The sequence below is a fragment of the Fulvivirga aurantia genome (assembly GCF_009711475.1).
In the GTDB taxonomy this organism is placed as follows: Bacteria; Bacteroidota; Bacteroidia; order Cytophagales; family Cyclobacteriaceae; genus Fulvivirga; species Fulvivirga aurantia.
In genome coordinates this window covers 1-905 of sequence record NZ_SMMD01000194.1, presented here as the reverse complement: position 1 = coordinate 905, position 905 = coordinate 1, and the positions used below count along the sequence as shown (strand labels likewise).

Annotated in this window: 1 protein-coding gene; it reads right to left on the bottom strand. The window is 41.2% G+C overall.

Annotation, left to right across the window (positions count from 1 at the left end):
- Positions 1-69: 69 nt before the first annotated feature.
- On the bottom strand, positions 70-905 hold an 836-nt coding region (locus E1176_RS00610), incomplete at its 5' end, for an alpha/beta fold hydrolase (protein ID WP_222933036.1).

Sequence of the window (905 nt, the reverse complement as noted above, 5' to 3'; positions counted from 1 at the left end):
TGGCGTCATCCCTGCGTAGGCAGGGATCTCATTATTGTTTATGTCAGGCTGAGGCACTCGAAGCTGAAACTATTCATGCTTTCTAAGCCACTGCACAACTTCGGGGAAATGATCATTAAGAGCCAGAGGGTGAGTGAGAAGGTTTATATGATCATAATTGTGAGCATAGCCGTTGGCTTTACCAATTATCTTTATCGTATCTGAGGGCTTATTACCCACTTCAAGCATCAGCCGCTTTACATCCTTCGGGTGACCTAAATGCGTGTCGTTTGCTCCTGTTAAATACAGGGTAGGAGGTACTGTTTTATTCTGTAAAATATTGGCATAGTCAAAACCATCCTGCTCATCGATCCAGGGGCCTCGAATGGCCCATTCTTTTACCTGCCTATAAAACTCTTTAGGTTCATTATCACTTCCAAATCCATATTTTACGGCTGGTAAATACCCATGTTTAGCTATTAAAAGATGGCCTATTTTATTCCACAAGATTTGTACACGCCAAATGCGATCCCAATTAATAACCTTTATACGTCTTTTGGTACCAAAAAATACCATCGATCGGATACGCGCATCATTAAATCTGGCAATGTAAGAAAGTAGTAATACACCACCCCAGCTATGAGCCAGAGCATGTATTGGCATGCCTTTTTTTAGCGTATCTATTTCATTTAAGAATGCGGGTATTTCGCCTAAAATAGCATCGGTTTGGTTATAGGTATGACCCTTATCTATAGCAGGTTCACTGTTACCTCGACCTCTAAGATCAGCGACATAAACATCAAAACCTTGTTTGGCCAGGTAAGGGGCAAGGCCTTTTCCAGATTTAGAGTAAAATATCCTCCCGTTTTCTATACTGCCGTGCAACAGAAAACAAGCAATTCCATCAGGATTCTTATAAAATCGCT